The following is a 15,847-nucleotide window of genomic DNA, read 5'->3' on the forward strand; positions in this document are numbered from 1 at the left end:
GGTTAAAGCCCGAAGGCCGAAGTGCGAAGGCCGAAGTTGAGTGATTTGAATGCGGTGAGCAACTGGGTGAGGTCGGCGCTCGTGTGGGCGGCTGTGACAGTCAACCGCAGGCGGGCCTTGCCGCGAGCAACGGTCGGGTAGCGGATGGCGGGGATGAAAATGCCCTGGTCACGGAGCGCGGCGGCGGCAGCAGTGGCTTTGGCCTCATCACCCATTATGATGGGAATGATGGCATGTCGCAGCGCTAAAGGTTGAGAGCCGGGGTTTGAGAGTTGGGCGGGCGCGGGCGAGGAAAGGTCCGAGACACGCTGCCAGAGGAGGTTGCGGCGCTCTTCCCCTGCGTTGGATTCGACAAAGCGGATGCCGGCGGTGGCCGCAGCGGCCGCGGCGGGCACTGGCGCGGTGGAGAAGATGAAGGTGCGGGCGCGGTTGACCAGATAGTCCACCAGGGTGCGCGGGCCGCAGATGTAGCCGCCGGAGGCGCCCAGCGCTTTGCCGAGCGTGCCCATCTGGACCTCGATGCGGTCACCGATGCCGAGTTCCTCCGCCAGGCCGCGGCGGCGCGGGCCGTAAAGGCCGGAGGCGTGGGCTTCGTCTACCATTAGCCAGGCACCGTAATGCTCTTTAAGAGCGACGATCTCGCTGAGCGGCGCGTGGTCGCCGTCCATGGAGAATACACTCTCCGTCACCACCAGAATGCGAGCTCGTCCGCCTTGAGCCTTTTCGTCAGCCCACTTGAGCTTGGCTTCAAGGTCATCAAGGTCATTGTGGTTAAACACCCGCAGCGTTGCGCCGCTGAGGCGGGCAGCATCCACGATACAGGCGTGGACCAGCTTGTCCAAAACGATGAAGTCATCCTTGCCGAGCAGCGCACAAATGGCGCCCATGGCGGCGGCATAACCCGTAGAGAAACCGAGCGCGGCCTCGGTGCCCTTGAACGCGGCCAGGGCTTCATCCAATTCGTGATGAGGCGCCAGCGAGCCACAAATCAGGCGCGAAGCGCCCGCGCCCGCACCGTAGCGCCTGGTGGTCTCGATAGCGGCCTCTTTCAAAGCCGGTTCGTTGGCAAGGCCGAGGTAGTCATTCGAAGAGAAATTGAGCAGGGTTTTGCCCTGAACCTCGATCCTCGGAGACTGCGGTGATTCTACGCGCCGCAGCTCGCGGAACAACCCTTGCTCGCGAAGGGCCGCGAGCCGCTGGGTCAGGTCATGTTCAAAGTTGTTCATTCTGCGAAGCCGCTACAGGACCGCAGCTCTTGAGCCGTCCCGAAAGAGAGCAGCATTCCAGGGCAGCGCACTATTCTCGCGGTGCAATGGCCCATTCGCCGTCAATCATGCTGGCGGCTACGTCGCCGGCATGGTGCAGCACCTCAGTGCAGATGTCCGCAACTTTCCCGGCGAATGGGATGGCGATGAGGTCGGCAAGGGAACCGGCGGCCAGTTCGCCGATCTGTCCGCTCATGCCCAGGGCCCGGGCGCCGTCCATGGTAGCCATATGCAAGACCCTCCGCGGCGGCAGCCAGGGTTCCCGTTTCGCCAGCGCGCGCATTTCCTCGAAGAGGCTCAACTTGACGCGTTGACGCCGGGCCTTATAGACGCTTGCCAGGCTGTCCGTGCCGAGGCAGACATTCACGCCGGCCCGCAGCAATCGGCGCAGCGGAAAGGGACCGTGATCGAAGTAGAAGTGACAACGCGGACAATGGACGACGTGCACCTGGCGCCTGGCCAGCAACGTCGCATCGCTCCTCCCGAGGTAGTTTGCGTGCACCGCCAGCAGGTTGCCGCTCAGTGCGCCGCAGCTTTCCAGGTGTTGGACCGGCGAGCCCCGGCCGCAGTCAGACATGTCCCGCCCGCTGCGCTGTAACCAGTCGAACATCTGGCCGCAGCCGCGAGCGAACATCTCGTATTCTAAGGCGGATTCAGCCACATGCGTGGTGAGGGGCCAGCGATGCTGCCGCGCTGTCCGGGCGCTCAGGCGCATCAACTCCGGCATCGTCGAGTAAGGCGCGTGCGGCGACAAGCCCCCGCGACACCGCGAGTGCTTAAGTGAAGCGACTCGCGTGACGGCCTCCCGGACAATTTCCTGCGGGCGGCGGTGGCCTTTGATGCCAATCATCTCCAGGAATGAGAATACCCGCAACGGCGTCGCTTTCCAGACGGCGGGCAGCAGTTGCGGCACGGCCTCGATGTCGGCCACGGTTGTCGTGCCGGTGCGCAGGAGCATCCGCGCACCCTTCCGCCAGGACTTGGCATAATCGGCGCGACTCCATCCGGCTTTGGCTTCGGTGATTAGCTTAAGCCAATCGCTGAATACCTTGGGTGGCGGGAACTGGCCCGCCATATCGGTGTAATCCAGGTGGCAGTGGGCGTTAACCAGGCCCGGCATGAGCGCGGTGTCACCCAGATCCAGCGTAGCCGCCAGCCTTTGCGCGGACAACTCACGCCAGCGTCCGACGGCGGCGATGCGCCGACCCAAAATCAGGACCGCACCGTCTGGGATGGGGGGGCGGGATACCGGCAATACAACCCGGGCGCGCAGCAGGAGCTGGGAGTTGGAGGAACCGCGAGTTACTGGCTGAAAGCCGTGCGGCTGGGGGGCGGGCGGTGCGAACATCCAACTATCAACCGGTAATCCTGGAGCTTTACGAACCAGGGCCTACAAATCCTTCTCCTGCCGGTTGCGCTTGCTGCGTGCCGCCACCTTGTGCTTGCGGGCTTTGTATTTGCTGCGCCGCTTGCGGATCTGCTGCTCGACCTTCTTGGTAACCAGGTCAATGGCCGCATAAAGATCACTCTCGACGTCTTCAGCGAACAGGTCCGGCCCGGGTACCTCCAGGCGCACAGAACAGGAAAACTGGCGTTCGGGCGCCTTGGTCTTGTCGTGCTCCAGCGTCACGCGCGCGTTGATGGCAAAGCGGTCCAGATGTTCCAGCTTGTTGATTCGGCTGATAATGTGCTCTTCGATAGCCTTCGTCAGAGTCACGTTATGGGTCGAGAGGATCAAGTTCATGCCGGTATGATGCAGCGGGCGGGAGACAAATGCCAGCGAAACTGTTTGGGCCGCTGCCAGGCGGCCTGGACATCCGGCGAATGCGGCATTCCGGGCTGGCGCGAAGGCTTGAATTGGTCCTCCCACTTCGGTAGACCTGCGGCGTGCCAACCAAAGTAATCGCTGTCGCCAACCAGAAGGGTGGCGTCGGCAAGACGACTACGGCGGTCAACCTGGCCGCCTGTGTCGCCGCCGCAGGCCGGCGCGTCCTGCTGTTCGACCTCGACCCGCAAGCCAACGCGACCAGCGGCGTGGGGCTGGAAAAGAAAGCAGGTGACAGCGCCTACCTTGCGTTGCTGGGCCAGGGCGGCTTGCAGGAGAAGATTCAAGATTCGGCGTACGAACGGCTGGCGGTAATCCCGAGCGAGGTTGACCTGTGCGGCGCGGATATTGAACTGGCGCGGTCGGACAACCACTTGCAGCGCCTCATACAGGCGTTGCGGCCCATCCTTGAATCGCAGCGGTTCGACCTGGTCCTTGTGGATTGCCCCCCCTCATTGGGCATTCTCACCCTCAACGCCTTCGCGGCTGCGGACGGGGTGCTCGTGCCGCTGCAGTGTGAGTACTACGCCCTCGAAGGCCTTTCGATGCTCAACCGGATCATGATGCAGTTGCATGACAATGGGGTGAATCCCCGGCTGGAGCTGACGGGTGTGGTGATGACCATGTATGACAGCCGCACCAAGCTCTCGCAACAGGTGGTCAGCGAGGTGCGCGAACATTTTGGCGAACGGGTGTTCGAGACGCTGATCCCGCGCACCACTCGCCTGGCGGAAGCGCCCAGCTTTGGCAAACCGATCATCCACTACGATAAGTACAGCAGCGGCGCCGCGGCCTACGAACTGCTGGCGCAGGAGTTCCTGGCCCGCCTGGAGAAGGGCGCCGGCCTCAATACACATCCCGCAGGTACCGCTTCTCCGTCTTCATCAACGTGATGTTCACGTAGTCCGCTGCCGCTTCGGGGCCGAGCCCCCCCTCCTGCTGCGCGATGGCAATCAGCGTTTGGTGGACATCTTTGGCCATGTGACGCGCGTCTCCGCACACGTAGAAGTGAGCGCCCTGCTGCAGCCACTTCCAAAGCTCCTTCGCCTGCTCCAGCATCCGATGCTGGACGTAGATCTTGTATGACTGGTCGCGAGAGAAAGCCAGGTCCAGTCGGTGCAGCTTGCCGTTGCGGTGATACTCCTGGAATTCCTCCCCATACAGGAAATCCGTTGCGCGATGTTGTTCTCCGAAGAACAGCCAGTTCCGTCCCGTCGCGCCGTCCAGAACGCGCTGTTTGAGAAAGGCTCGGAACGGCGCCACGCCCACGCCCGGGCCGCACATGATGATGTCGGTGGCCGCGTCCTTCGGCAGCCGGAACGTGCGCGACTCCTGCACGTACACGGGGATGTTCTTCACGAACAGGTCCGAGTGGTCGGCGAAGAAGCCCGAGGCCAATCCCTTCTTGGCGCGGCCGTGACTTTCGTAGCGCACGACGGTGATGCACAAATGCGCCTCACCGGGCTCAGCCTGGAGCGAGGAGGCGATCGAATACAGCCGCGGCACGATCGGCGAGAGTTGCGCCAGGAATGCCGCAGGCGACTCGAACCGCGCTTCGTCAAACTCCCGCAGGATGTCCACGTAGTCGCGCGTATCAATGTACTGGCTGAGGGCGTCGCTGTTGTCCACGATCTCCATGAGCCGGTTGCGCTGTTCGCCCTGCGGCATGCGCTCGACCAGGCTCGCCATGATCTTCCGGTTCGCCCGGTTGATGGTGTAGTCCCGGCGCAGCGTTTCCCGGAACGTAGTTAGCTGCCCCGTTGGGTTGTTCACCTCGGTCTCCGGGTCGAAACTCAGCAATTCGATCAGCTCTTCCGCCAGCTCGGGGGAATTGCGCCCGAAGGCGCCGAGCGAATCGCCGGGCGTGTAGGTTAAGCCGCTCCCAGCGAGGTTCAGCACAAAATGGCGCGTGTCCTTCAATGAGCCGTGCCCAGTCAGTCGATCGTGCCGGGTCAGCTCTGCCAGGAAAGGATTCTTCCGCGAATACGGGCTTGCCGCCTTTGGGGCCTCCAAAACCCTCGTCGTTGTTTGCATCAGTCAATTCAGTTCTAGTTGTGACCAGTTTTCCCCGCCTTGCGCCGTAGTAGCTGCTCCGTTTGCCCGGATGGCCACCAGTATTACTCGCCTGTTAATGGCCCAAAATCAACTGGGGCCTGGAGACAGGAGCCGTCGCCTTGGAGTGACCCGATAGTGGCGGTGCAGCGGTAGTCCAGCCTTGCAGATTTCCCCGGGACGATGCCGCCGCGCCAGCGACGCTTGGTGGCTGGGCAGCCCGGGCCGGTCAACCGGCGCTGCTCGACGGTGAAACAAGTGTGTCGGCACGCATTCCGCGGATTCTCATTTCCACCAATTGCGACGGCGGGTAACATCGGCCATGCCCTCGAGAGCAGAGGGACGCCCAGGCAAAACGCCGGGCAAGCAGAGCCAATTACTATGAGCGACAAAGTCAAATGGGGGGTGATCGGATGCGGCGGTATAGCCGCGCGGCGGACCATACCGGAGTTCAAGAAGATGGTTTCCAACGCCGAGCTGGTCTCGGTCATGGATATCAATCCACACCGCGCCAGGGAGGTCGCCGCGCAATTTGGCGTGCCCCACTCATGCGCCACCGAAGCGGAGTTGCTGGCGCAGGATCTGCAGGCGGTCTATATCGCCACCCCTCCCAACGTCCATTGTCGCCAGACCATCCAGGCCGCCGAGGCCGGCAAACACGTCCTGTGCGAGAAGCCCATTGCCGTCAGCGTGCAGGAGGTGGACCTGATGGAGGCCGCCTGCGCCAAGGCTGGGGTAAAGTTCATGCTCGCCTGGTGCATGAGGCAGAACGTCTATCACAAGAAGGCGCGCGAGCTGGTGCAGTCGGGCGCGCTCGGCAAAATGGTCATGGGCCGCGCGCAGCTCACCTGCTGGTACCCGCCCATCCCCGGCGCGTGGCGCCAGGATATTGCCATCGGTTATGGCGGGGCGTTGTTGGACATGGGCACGCATTGCCTCGACCTTTTGGAATGGATCATGGGCACGACCATTGTGGAGGTTGCCGGGTTTACCGACCTGCTCGTCCACAAATACGCCACGCGCGTCGAGGACACCTCGACCGTCCTCGCCCGCTTTCGCAACGGCGCCCACGGCGTCATTGACAACTACTTCAACGTTCCCGATGCCGCCGCCCAGAACGCGCTCGAGCTGTTTGGCACCAAAGGTTCGATTATCGCCAGCGGCACCATCGGACAGGAACCCACCGGCCGGATGTTCAGCATCCTGCAAACCCAGGAAACCGGCTACGAGGCCAACCAAGTGCGCGACAACCAGCCCAACCGCGAGGAATATAAGCTGGAAGGCATCGGCCTCTACGGCCAGATGATCACCTTATTTACCGACTGCATACTTCGGAACCAGCAACCCCCGACGTCGCTGGCGGATGGCCGCCATTCGGTCAAAGTCGTCAACGCGATCTACCAAGCCTCCCGCGAACGCCGAGTGGTTGAGATTCCAGATTGAGATAGTACTTCGGGTAGAAGAGGAGACTTGGTTGCTCCTGCAGGTGGGCTCCAGGAGAAGGACTTCAGCGTTCTTCTCCCATGGAGTTACCTTCCCGGCACGGGCTTGACGCCCGCTCTATCGGAAAGTCTTTCCTTTCAGGCTAGTGCTTTGGCATGCTCCAGTCACTTTTGAAAATGATGCGAGAACCAGTCCTGAACGCAATCAAGACTCTGACTCTGCTTGCTCTCCTCGTCCCGCTCGCCGGTTGCGCCACCTCGCGCACAAGCGAGCAGCGGGCCCGGGCAAACCGCGCACACGCATTGATCGGCACACGAGCCACCTATTGCAGCGCGCCGCGCCGGACCGATACCCGGGTGGATGTGGACCGCTTGCTGGCCCAATTGGTCGAACTCCAGGCGAACACTTACAGCTTCTGCATTCACAACTACGCCACCGATTGGGACGACCTGAAGATCCTCCTGCCGCGCGCAAGAGAAAGGGGCATACGCATCTGGGCCTCGCTGGTGCCGCCGTCAGAATCACCGCCGCGAACAAAGCACTACTCTGAACCCTTCCGGCTGGACTACCACCGCTGGGCGGTCGAGTTCGCCAAACTCAGCCTCCAGGAGACCAACCTTGTGGCGTGGAGCATCGACGACTTCACCCATAACCTGAAGGAGCCCTACACGCCGGATTATGTCCGGCAGATGCTCGAGGCCTCGTGCGCGATTAATCCAAGACTCGCCTTCGTGCCTTGCTGCTACTTCCCGGGCATCGTCAAGCCCGGCTTTGTCACCAACTATTGCACCCTCATTGACGGCATTCTGTTTCCCTACCGCCACGAGTCCAATAAGGCCAACCTGAAAGACCCGAGCCTGGTGGAGGCGGAACTCAAGCAGCTCAAAGCCCTGGTCGGCCCCGACTTCCCCATCGTACTCGACATCTATGCGACAGCCCACAGCCGGCTCGGCGCCACGACGCCCGAGTATGTTGAGCAGGCGATGATTGCAGGGCGGCGCGCCGCTGACGGGGTAATGATCTATTGCCATCAGGACCCGGTGAGAAATCCCGAGAAGTATCAGATTATCAAACGGCTGTTCTGCGAGTGGGCGAAGCCCTGATTGCGGGATGGTGGGCGTTCCCGCGATCGCGCCCGCCGGCTGATTCCTTGAGGGTGAATGCACGGAAGCGCGGCCGCCAACGTCAGTTGGCGCACTCTTCCCGGATTGTTCGGATCAGTGCCGATTTGCGTTGGCGCTGATCGCATCGGCGGAATTTGCGCTGGCACCACGCGGGAGAGGTTGGCAAGCTGTGCGCGATGTTCGTCTATGCCGTGACGATATTTAGCGGGGCATTCCTGCTTTTCCAAGTGCAGCCGCTCATCGGCAAGTACATCTTGCCATGGTTCGGCGGCGGCCCGGGCGTTTGGACCACCTGCATGTTGTTCTTCCAGGTCCTGTTGCTGGGCGGCTACGCCTACGCACACTTCACCTCGCGCTGGTTCAAGCCCCGCGCCCAGGCCATCGTGCATCTGTTGCTGCTGGCCGGCGCCCTGGCCTTGCTGCCCATTACCCCGAACGATGCCTGGAAGCCGATCGATGGCAGCGATCCGACCTTGCGCATCCTGACGCTCCTGACCGTCAGCATCGGCTTGCCATATTTCGTTCTGTCCACCACCGGCCCGCTGGTGCAGCACTGGTTCAGTCGGAGCAAGCCCGGTGCGTCGCCCTACCGGCTGTATGCGCTGTCCAATGTCGGTTCGCTCCTGGCGCTGGTCAGCTACCCGTTCTTTTTCGAAACCCAATTCACCCGTCAGACTCAGGCTGGAATGTGGGCCTGGGGACTGGTGGTCTACGTCCTGTGTTGCGGCTTCTGCGCAGTGCGCTTGTGGAGGACTGGCGACGCGGCCGGGTTGGCCCCTAATAACCCATCACCCCATCCTTCTTCGTCTTCGCTCCCTTCGTCCCTCGACCGTCTCCTGTGGCTCTTGTTGCCGGCTTGCGCGTCCGTGCTGTTGCTGGCGACGACCAACAAGATGTGCCAGGACGTGGCGGTCATTCCGTTTCTGTGGGTGCTGCCACTGGCGCTGTATTTGTTGAGTTTCATTATCTGCTTCGACAGCCCGCGCTGGTATAAGCGTCTGCCATACGGCCTGGCGTTGTGCGTGGCCCTGGGCGGCATTTGCTGGGTGCTGTTCCGTCCCAATCAGGCCCTGTGGGCCTTTGCCGTCGTCCTCTTCATTTGCTGCATGGTGTGCCACGGCGAACTCTACCGGCTCAAGCCCGACCCGCGGCATTTGACCGGTTATTACCTGATGATCGCGGCGGGCGGGGCGCTGGGTGGCGTGTTCGTCGCGGCAATCGCGCCGTTGCTCTTCACCGATTATTTCGAGCTGCAGTGGGGCCTTCTGCTGTGCGGGGTGTTGTTTTTTATCGTCTGCCTCAGGCCAACCCGCCCGTCGCCCCTCGCCGCTCGCCCCTCAGTCCCGAGCCGGTGGCGTTGGCCGGCGCGCGTGCTGATGACGGTGGGGTTGGTGGCGCTCGGTGTGGCGTTGTGGATGCAGGCGCAGCAGTTTGGGCGTGTGAGGGCGTACCGCACGCGGAATTTCTACGGTGTGCTGACCCTGTTCAGGCATGAGAAATCGGATATGCGCTTCATCGAGTTGATGCACGGGCAGACCGGGCATGGCTTGCAGTTTCTCGATCCGGTGCGGGCGGCCTGGCCGACGGCTTACTTCAACGAACGCAGCGGCGTCGGATACGCGATGGGCGCGCTGCCGGCGGGAGGCCGGAAGATCGGCATTATTGGCCTGGGCGCTGGCACGCTGGCCGCATATGGGCGGGCAGGGGATTACCTGCGCTTTTATGAGATCAACCCGGATGTGCTGCGCCTGGCCAACTCGCCCTTTACGTATCTCCCGCATTGCAAGGGCAAAGTGGACGTTGTGCTTGGAGACGCGCGGTTGTCGCTGGAACGCGAGCCGCCGCAGAACTTCGACCTGCTGGTGCTGGACGCCTTCAACAGCGATGCCATCCCCGTTCATCTGTTGACCGAGCAAGCCTTCGCGGTGTACGAGCGGCATGTCAGAACCAACGGGCTCCTCGCATTCCACATTTCCAACCGGCACCTCAATCTCGAGCCGGTGGTCGCCAATCTCGCGCGCAGCTTCAATTACCACTCCGCCATCATCGAGCACCAGAAGCTCCGGGACCAGTGGTGGAACCAGGATTCGACCTGGGTGTTGCTGTCCCGCAACGAGGAACTCATTAGCTCGCCCGCCATCCGCGAGGCGAGCCAACGGCTCAATGTCGCGGCGGGGTCCATCCCGCTCTGGACGGATGATTTCGCCAGTCTCTTCCAGATCATCAAGTGGGGTGCTGCCCCGCGCTACGAGGCTCGGCCGGCCGATGCCGAAGCCGAAGTTGCCGCCAAGCTCTCCGAGAAAGGGGATTTCGCTGGCGCCATTGCCCGCTACAAACGCGCTTTGGAGCTGGACCCACAGACAGCCGAGATCCTCAATAACCTGGCGTGGCTGCTGGCCACTTGTCCGGATGGGGCGCTGCGCAACGGTGCGGAAGCGGTGCGGCTGGCCGAACGGGCCTGCCAGTTGACGGAATACCAGCGCACCATCATGGTTGGCACCCTGGCCGCCGCCTATGCTGAAGCGGGCCGGTTCCCGGAAGCGGTGGCCACTGCCCAAAAGGCGTGTGAGCTGGCCTCGATCTTCAAAGAGGATGCGCTGTTGGCCAGGAACCAGGAACTGCTCGAGCGCTACCGCACGGGGCAGCCTTACCGCGATTCCGCCGCAGCCGCACGGTGAGTCGAACTCTGGCAACCGAGGGGAGGCCTGTGGTAGCCTGGCTTCATGTCGCATCATAGTATGTGGCTCAAGCTCTTCCAGGGGGCAGTCTGGTGTTTCGGCTTAAGCGCTTTGTCCGGGCACGCCGCAGAGAATTTCGCTGACCCCTCAGTTCCGGTGGTGACCAACGTTGTGGCGCAGCGCGCCGTCGGTGATGTGGTTCAAACCCTGCTGGCGGTGGCGCCAGCCGGCGAGTTAGCAGCCTTCGCCAGGGAGTCGGTTCCATCGAGCGGCTCCGGGAGCAACGCTGCCTGGGTGTTGGCTGTGCAGCGCGCGCGTGCGTCCGGCATCGCCCTTCTGACCAATGCCTTTGCCGGCTTCGTGCCCGGCAGCATGGCCAACGCGATTTGCGCCGCCTTCCACACCAACGGCAGGAGCACCCGGATGTGGGAGCGTTCGCAGATTCCCCAGGGCTGGCCGAACGAGCCGCCGGTCTTGCGCTGGAATACCAACAGTCTCCTGTGGGGCCGCAAGGGCATGACGGCTATCAGCCAGGTGTTCGAGGGCATGGGCGCGTTTGGACAGGGTGCGATTACTGCCCTGACACGCCGGCACGGCTATACGCGCGGGCACCACATGGGGCCCAGCGGGTTGCAGCCGCACCAGGCGGGCCGCCGCATTTGGTTCTGCACACGGGACAACCGGCTGGTCGAACGCCGGATACAGTTCCTGCTTGTTCGGAGTGGGGAAAAGGGCAACCCCGGGGATTATTCGATCATCTTCTTTGATGAAGACCTGCCGCCTGAGATCGAGCCAATGCGCGTCGTGGAGCGGGACAAGGTGAACCGGAAATACTTTTTCGGGGATACGACCCGCAAGCCGATGTTCTGGGCGTTGCAGGGCGGGTTTGTAAGCGGGGGCATGACAGAGTGGAAGGTGCCGGTTCGCGGCGGCGATTCCGGCTCGCCGATCATGGTGCCGCTGCCTGGTGAGGTGGTCTTTTTCGGGGGAATCACCACTTCTCCGCCCAGTCCGCGGATGCAAATTGACATGGATTTGCTGACCCTCCGCGCCGGTCTGGATCCGGGCCAATATCAGATGCAATGGGTGAACGTGGACTCTTATCTCGACTTCTGACCCGCAGTTGCGCCCGTTGGCAAGGAGCGATCGGGCTAACGAACGCTTGAATCCGCCGGCCGTTCCACCAGGTGAAGCAGGTTGCCTTCAGGGTCCTGGAAGAATAGAACGCTGCCGCCGCCGCCAGCCGGCTTTACCGGCTCCGTGAATTTCAATCCGTGCTGCTCGAGTTCCTCCCTGGCGACCGCCAACGACTCCACGCGCAATGCCATGTGCCGCCAACCGTTCAGTTGGTTGTTGCTGGTTTGGGGCAGTGAGAACTCGCCGCCATAGATCTCAAGCAGGATCTGGCCCGGCAGCGACAGGAGGAAGGCGGGCGGAGTGTGGCTGTTGCCGAATACGACTTTAGCCCCGAGCACACGCGTGTACCAATCCTTCAGTGCCACAGGATCGCGTGCCGGCAAGCCAAGATGCTCCACCCGGAACTTCACACGCCATTTCTACCCGATGCTCCCGCCGGTGGCACGACTTTTCTTGGTTCTGCACGGTTTTCCAGAAAATACCGATGGCGATCCGTCGGCTCGGACTACCCATCTGACCTCCAGTACCCGTGCCGGACGGGCTCGACGCCGTTATGGTGGTCGCCCGCCGGCGTGGGCTTGCGGCTGGCTGGTGGATAGCTTGGCAGTGCGGGTAGTCTACGGTGTGTATCCCATGGGGAGCGCTCCCCATGGGATACACACCGGGGCACCACCCTGCTGTCACCGTCTCGGCAAGCCGGGGGTGCCGGGGTCAGCGGGGGCTGGAAAATGCAGGCAGGCAGCATAACTGTCCAAAATTTGGACAGTGCTCAGGTTTGAGTTTGGGAGGACCTGTAAGGAAGTGGCTGGGGAGCAGTAATGACTTTGCATTCCCTGTGCCTTGACCATCCAGGTTGTGCGGGTGAAAACCACCGTTGGTCATTGCCGGAAATCTGTGATGAACCGTTTTTTTGCCAGAGCGGAGGCGGGACAAGGCTTGACCAGTGCCCTGGTGTCCACTAGGTTGCGGAATCAGAGCAAAAGTTTCTTATGGATAATTTCCTGGTGCCAATGGTGGTGGAGCAGACTGGGCGCGGCGAGCGCGGTTATGACATATACTCGCGTCTGTTGGTGGACCGGATTGTGTTCCTGGGCACACCGGTGGATGACATGGTGGCCAACCTCATTATCGCGCAGTTGCTGTTCCTGCAGATGAGCGATCCAAAGAAGGACATTCATCTCTACATCAACTCGCCGGGCGGCAGCGTCACCGCCGGACTGGCGGTTTATGACACGATGCAGTTCCTGACCTGCGACGTGAACACGTATTGCATCGGACAGGCGGCGAGCATGGGGGCTGTGCTCCTGTGCGGCGGCACCAAGGGCAAACGCTACGCCCTGCCGAACTCGAACATTATGATCCACCAGTTGCTGGGCGGCGCCGAAGGGCCGGCGAGCGACGTGGAAATCCGGGTGCGCTACATGCTGAAGCTCAAGCACCGCATCAACAGCATTATTGCCAAGCATTGCGGCCATTCGCTCGAACAGATCGAGAAGGACACTGACCGCGACAATTTCATGACCCCCGAGGAGGCCAAGGCCTACGGACTCGTGGACGAGGTTGTCCAGTCGCGCAAAGAGATTCCCGGCCTGGCCGAAAAAGCCACGAGTCTCGCCGACAAGAAGGAATAACCCGAATGGCCCGCCCGACCCATCTGACCTTGTGCAGCTTCTGTGGCAAGTCCCACGCCGAAGTTAAGAAGCTGATTGCCGGGCCGGGCGTTTACATTTGCGATAGCTGCGTCATTCTCTGCAAGCAGGTCCTCGACAAGGAGTTTGCTTCGCAGACCAAGCGGCAGAAGCCGCGGGTGGAGGTTCCTAAACCTGCCGAGATCAAAAGCCGGCTTGATCTGGCCTGTGTTGGCCAGGACCACGCCAAGAAGACGCTGGCCGTCGCGGTGCACAACCATTACAAGCGCATCCTCCAGGAACCGCCATCCCCGCCGATGGAGGGCGAAGAGGCGGCGCCGGTTGATCCGCACGCGGAAGTCGAAATCGAGAAGAGCAACATCCTCATGATCGGGCCGACGGGTTCGGGCAAGACGTTGCTCGCCCGGACGCTGGCACAAATCCTGGACGTGCCCTTCGCCATTGCCGACGCCACTACCCTCACCGAAGCCGGTTACGTGGGCGAGGATGTGGAGAATATCGTCCTGCGCCTGTTGCAGAACGCCGATTACGACGTAAAGCGCGCCCAGCGGGGCATTGTCTACATAGACGAGATTGACAAGATCGCGCGCAAGACCGAGAACGTCTCCATCACCCGCGACGTCTCTGGTGAAGGGGTCCAGCAGGCGCTGTTGAAGATACTGGAAGGAACCGTCTGCAGCGTCCCCCCGCAGGGCGGTCGCAAGCATCCGCAGCAGGAGTACATCCGGGTGAACACCGCCGATATCCTGTTCGTCTGCGGCGGGGCCTTCGTTGGCCTGGAGAGGATCATCCAGCGCCGCATGGGCAAACAGGTGATGGGCTTTCGCGCTGCTGAGGACGGCTTGAAGGCCGACTCCATCCACCGGAACGAGATTCTGCAGCACGTTGAACCCGAGGATCTGCTGAACTTCGGCTTCATCCCCGAGTTTATCGGCCGGCTGCCAATGCTGACCGTTCTGGCGGAACTGACCGAATCCCAGCTGGTCTCCATCCTGAAGGACACCAAGAACGCTCTAACCAAACAGTACGCCAAGCTCATGGCGATGGAGGGCGTCGAACTGGAGTTTTCCGCGGAAGCACTGCGCGAGCTGGCGCTGCAAGCGATCAAGAAAGGCACTGGTGCGCGCGCCTTGCGCAGCCTGCTGGAGCGGTTGATGCTCGACATCATGTATGATGTGCCCAACAGCGATGACATCCTGCGCATCCACATCACACAACCCGTCGTGACCGGGCAGAGCAAGCCGTTCATCCGGCGCAAGGCCGACCGCGCGGCGGCGTAAGCTACCCGCCAGCCTCCCGTTCAACCCAGGGCTCCCGCTCCTGATTGTCGAGCCGCCTGATTTCCTTTAAGTTCACAGTTTCAACTTGCCTGGCTTTTCACCGCTGGTTAGGTTGCTTAGGGCGGAGCGGTTCCGGGCTTCGCACGATCCTATGCATAAAAGCACAGAATTGGGCTACAACTCGAAGGTCGAGGGCGACGTCATTGTCACTCGGCGCGATGCGGCGCTGAATTGGCTCCGCAAGGGCCTGGATGCCGGCATGAACTGGGGCCGCAAGAACTCGCTCTGGCCGATGCCCATGGGGCTGGCTTGTTGCGCGATTGAACTAATGGGCACCGGCGCCAGCCGGTTCGACATCTCGCGTTTCGGGGCCGAGGTCATGCGCTTTTCGCCCCGGCAATCGGACGTCATGATCGTCTCCGGCACCGTCACTTACAAGATGGCGCTGGCGGTCCAGCGGATTTATGGGCAGATGCCCGACCCGAAATGGGTCATCGCCATGGGCGCGTGCGCCTCGACCGGCGGCATGTATCGCAGCTACGCCGTGCTGCAGGGGATTGACCGCCTGTTGCCCGTGGACGTATATATCGCGGGGTGCCCGCCGCGCCCGGAGGCGCTGCTGGACGCCCTGATGAAACTGCAGGAGAAGGTGGCCCGGGAACCCGCCCTGGCCGCATTGAAGAAAGTGGCTTGAGAATCCGGGCCGATTCTCAATCCTTAATCCCGGTCGAATCCGATGACAGCCCTGGAACTAGCGCAACAACTCAAGTCCAAATTCCCCGGCTTGATCTCCGAGCCGGAGGAATTCCGTGGCGAGTTCACGCTCCGGGTGGCGGACCCCGAGCGGATGCCGGAGGTGTGCGCCCTGGCCAAGGCGGAACTGGGCTTTGATTACCTGGTGGACATCAGCAGCGTTGACAACTGCGGTGACGACCCGCGCTTCACCGTCGTCTATCACCTTTACGGCTACAGTCACCTCCACTGGCTCCGGCTCAAGACCGAAGTGAGCGAGGAGAAGGGCGAATTGCCCACTGTCACCGGCGTGTGGCGGACAGCGGATTGGCACGAAAGAGAAATCTACGACATGATGGGCATTCGCTTCCGCGGCCACCCCGACCTGCGCCGCATCCTGATGTGGGAGGGCTACCCCTATTTCCCCCTGCGCAAGGACTTCCCGCTGGCCGGCAAGCCGAGCGACGTGCCCGAAGTCGCGTTCACCCAACCTGCCCCGCTGGAAGGCGGCCCCTTTGTGACCGTTGCAGGCGGCAAAGACGCGGTCGCGCGCGAACCCCGGGTGCGGATTGCCGGGACGGACGCCCTGGAAACGAATGCCCGCCTGGAACGGCGGCAGGACATCACAGCGCCGCACGGCCAGGTAGAACCCAAACAGTAAC

At 62.1% G+C, this 15,847-nt stretch carries 14 protein-coding genes; 9 read left to right on the plus strand and 5 right to left on the minus strand.

All coding sequences use genetic code 11. From position 1 onward, the window contains the following. Positions 1 to 2: 2 nt before the first annotated feature. The 3 genes from P5205_00540 to raiA all read right to left on the minus strand — a co-directional run bounded on the left by P5205_00540 (position 3) and on the right by raiA (position 3,009). Positions 3 to 1,226, minus strand: a complete 1,224-nt coding sequence (locus tag P5205_00540; GenBank protein ID HSA08838.1) for an 8-amino-7-oxononanoate synthase — start codon at positions 1,224 to 1,226, stop codon at positions 3 to 5. 70 nt (positions 1,227 to 1,296) lie between these two features. Beyond that, positions 1,297 to 2,475, minus strand: coding sequence for an amidohydrolase family protein (locus P5205_00545; protein HSA08839.1), 1,179 nt, complete (start codon positions 2,473 to 2,475; stop codon positions 1,297 to 1,299). Positions 2,476 to 2,655: 180 nt separating this feature from the next. Next, complete coding sequence (gene raiA / locus P5205_00550; protein HSA08840.1) at positions 2,656 to 3,009, minus strand: ribosome-associated translation inhibitor RaiA; 354 nt, start codon at positions 3,007 to 3,009, stop codon at positions 2,656 to 2,658. A gap of 143 nt (positions 3,010 to 3,152) precedes the next feature. Between raiA and P5205_00555 the strand changes: the two genes are divergently transcribed. After that, on the plus strand, positions 3,153 to 3,983 hold the full coding sequence (locus P5205_00555) for a ParA family protein (GenBank protein ID HSA08841.1): 831 nt from the start codon (positions 3,153 to 3,155) through the stop codon (positions 3,981 to 3,983). Here P5205_00555 and P5205_00560 read toward each other — a convergent pair. Further along, positions 3,937 to 5,124, minus strand: a complete 1,188-nt coding sequence (locus P5205_00560; protein HSA08842.1) for a sulfite reductase subunit alpha — start codon at positions 5,122 to 5,124, stop codon at positions 3,937 to 3,939. The two genes, P5205_00555 and P5205_00560, sit on opposite strands and share 47 nt — an antisense overlap. Before the next feature lie 399 nt (positions 5,125 to 5,523). Here P5205_00560 and P5205_00565 point away from each other — a divergent pair, with 399 nt between their 5' ends. The 4 genes from P5205_00565 to P5205_00580 all read left to right on the plus strand — a co-directional run bounded on the left by P5205_00565 (position 5,524) and on the right by P5205_00580 (position 11,503). Next, on the plus strand, positions 5,524 to 6,585 hold the full coding sequence (locus P5205_00565; protein ID HSA08843.1) for a Gfo/Idh/MocA family oxidoreductase: 1,062 nt from the start codon (positions 5,524 to 5,526) through the stop codon (positions 6,583 to 6,585). A 176-nt stretch (positions 6,586 to 6,761) separates the two neighbouring features. Continuing rightward, the gene (locus P5205_00570; GenBank protein ID HSA08844.1) at positions 6,762 to 7,688 is read left to right on the plus strand and encodes a hypothetical protein; all 927 of its coding nucleotides are present in this window, start codon (positions 6,762 to 6,764) and stop codon (positions 7,686 to 7,688) included. A 155-nt stretch (positions 7,689 to 7,843) separates the two neighbouring features. Continuing rightward, positions 7,844 to 10,387 (plus strand): fused MFS/spermidine synthase, encoded by a 2,544-nt coding sequence (locus tag P5205_00575; GenBank protein ID HSA08845.1) that lies wholly within the window; start codon positions 7,844 to 7,846, stop codon positions 10,385 to 10,387. Between the two features lie 45 nt (positions 10,388 to 10,432). Then, positions 10,433 to 11,503, plus strand: coding sequence for a hypothetical protein (locus P5205_00580; protein HSA08846.1), 1,071 nt, complete (start codon positions 10,433 to 10,435; stop codon positions 11,501 to 11,503). Between the two features lie 35 nt (positions 11,504 to 11,538). On the opposite strand, the gene P5205_00585 is transcribed toward P5205_00580, so the two are convergent. Next, positions 11,539 to 11,934, minus strand: a complete 396-nt coding sequence (locus tag P5205_00585) for a VOC family protein (GenBank protein HSA08847.1) — start codon at positions 11,932 to 11,934, stop codon at positions 11,539 to 11,541. Positions 11,935 to 12,513: 579 nt separating this feature from the next. On the opposite strand from P5205_00585, the gene P5205_00590 reads away from it, so the two are divergent. The 4 genes from P5205_00590 to P5205_00605 all read left to right on the plus strand — a co-directional run bounded on the left by P5205_00590 (position 12,514) and on the right by P5205_00605 (position 15,846). After that, complete coding sequence (locus P5205_00590; protein HSA08848.1) at positions 12,514 to 13,155, plus strand: ATP-dependent Clp protease proteolytic subunit; 642 nt, start codon at positions 12,514 to 12,516, stop codon at positions 13,153 to 13,155. Positions 13,156 to 13,160: 5 nt separating this feature from the next. After that, a complete protein-coding gene (clpX, locus tag P5205_00595; protein ID HSA08849.1) occupies positions 13,161 to 14,453 on the plus strand; it encodes an ATP-dependent Clp protease ATP-binding subunit ClpX in 1,293 nt (430 codons plus the stop codon). Positions 14,454 to 14,604: 151 nt separating this feature from the next. Next, positions 14,605 to 15,147, plus strand: a complete 543-nt coding sequence (nuoB, locus tag P5205_00600) for an NADH-quinone oxidoreductase subunit NuoB (protein ID HSA08850.1) — start codon at positions 14,605 to 14,607, stop codon at positions 15,145 to 15,147. A gap of 42 nt (positions 15,148 to 15,189) precedes the next feature. Continuing rightward, positions 15,190 to 15,846 carry an NADH-quinone oxidoreductase subunit C gene (locus tag P5205_00605; GenBank protein HSA08851.1) on the plus strand — a complete coding sequence of 219 codons (657 nt, stop codon included), beginning with the start codon at positions 15,190 to 15,192 and terminating at the stop codon, positions 15,844 to 15,846. Position 15,847: the final 1 nt, after the last annotated feature.

Source organism: Candidatus Paceibacterota bacterium (assembly GCA_035452965.1).
In the GTDB taxonomy this organism is placed as follows: Bacteria; Verrucomicrobiota; Verrucomicrobiia; order Limisphaerales; family UBA8199; genus UBA8199.

Bases quoted from the DNA above. Each gene is read 5' to 3' on its own strand.
- P5205_00605 (HSA08851.1), top strand. From the start codon at position 15,190: ATGACAGCCCTGGAACTAGCGCAACAACTCAAGTCCAAATTCCCCGGC.
- nuoB (HSA08850.1), top strand. From the start codon at position 14,605: ATGCATAAAAGCACAGAATTGGGCTACAACTCGAAGGTCGAGGGCGAC.
- P5205_00590 (HSA08848.1), top strand. From the start codon at position 12,514: ATGGATAATTTCCTGGTGCCAATGGTGGTGGAGCAGACTGGGCGCGGC.
- P5205_00565 (HSA08843.1), top strand. From the start codon at position 5,524: ATGAGCGACAAAGTCAAATGGGGGGTGATCGGATGCGGCGGTATAGCC.
- P5205_00540 (HSA08838.1), bottom strand. From the start codon at position 1,226: ATGAACAACTTTGAACATGACCTGACCCAGCGGCTCGCGGCCCTTCGC.
- P5205_00560 (HSA08842.1), bottom strand. From the start codon at position 5,124: ATGCAAACAACGACGAGGGTTTTGGAGGCCCCAAAGGCGGCAAGCCCG.
- raiA (HSA08840.1), bottom strand. From the start codon at position 3,009: ATGAACTTGATCCTCTCGACCCATAACGTGACTCTGACGAAGGCTATC.
- P5205_00580 (HSA08846.1), top strand. From the start codon at position 10,433: ATGTCGCATCATAGTATGTGGCTCAAGCTCTTCCAGGGGGCAGTCTGG.
- clpX (HSA08849.1), top strand. From the start codon at position 13,161: ATGGCCCGCCCGACCCATCTGACCTTGTGCAGCTTCTGTGGCAAGTCC.
- P5205_00570 (HSA08844.1), top strand. From the start codon at position 6,762: ATGATGCGAGAACCAGTCCTGAACGCAATCAAGACTCTGACTCTGCTT.